Raw genomic sequence first — 675 nt, forward strand, 5'->3', positions numbered from 1 at the left:
GTATCACAGAGGATTATCGAACAATGGCTGCTCAAGGTAAGTTGTTAGATTGGACGATGTACAACGGCCAGTGGTTAGGAATCGTTCAACCAACTACTCAAGCAGCATTCAAAGCAATCACTGATCCGTCTCAAGCAGCGTATGCATTTGAAAGAAACTATGAACGACCAGCAAATACACACCCTGAGCGTCAAGGATGGGCGGTAAATTGGTACAACAAGTTCAAAGATTTGGAAATTTCATCTGGTGGCGGTGGAAGTATTTTATCTACTGCGAAAAGTTTACTAGGTTATTTTCATTATTCTATGCCATTAAGAACGCAATTTGGTTCTGTTGAAAATCCAGACAGGAACGGCTATGCCGATTGTTCTTCGTTCGTTTGGCTGGTTTTAACAAAAGCTGGGTATCGTACGCCACCAGGAGTTGGCTGGTACACAGGTTCCATGACAAGTGATGCGCGTGGCGCAAGAAACTGGCTAACTGAGATTCCTCAAAACCAAGGGAAGGCCGGAGACGTGTTGATTGTAAACCAAGGCGGCGGAGCTGGATCAAATGGACATACTGCGATTCTAGCCGAGGATTGGCACGGCTATACTACATCCATCATCGAGATGGGCGGAATGCAATCTGGCGGTGTCGGAGTAGGACGCGTTGATATGTCGTTTGGTTGGTTAT

At 45.9% G+C, this 675-nt stretch carries 1 protein-coding gene; it reads left to right on the plus strand.

What is annotated here, in order from left to right; genetic code table 11:
- Window positions 1-23: 23 nt before the first annotated feature.
- A partial coding sequence (locus BTA35_RS16480; RefSeq protein WP_202931294.1) for a phage tail tip lysozyme occupies window positions 24-675 on the plus strand: 652 nt, incomplete at its 3' end.

Origin of the sequence: Oceanospirillum linum (assembly GCF_001995095.2) — a bacterium.
Taxonomy (GTDB): Bacteria; Pseudomonadota; Gammaproteobacteria; order Pseudomonadales; family Halomonadaceae; genus Oceanospirillum; species Oceanospirillum linum.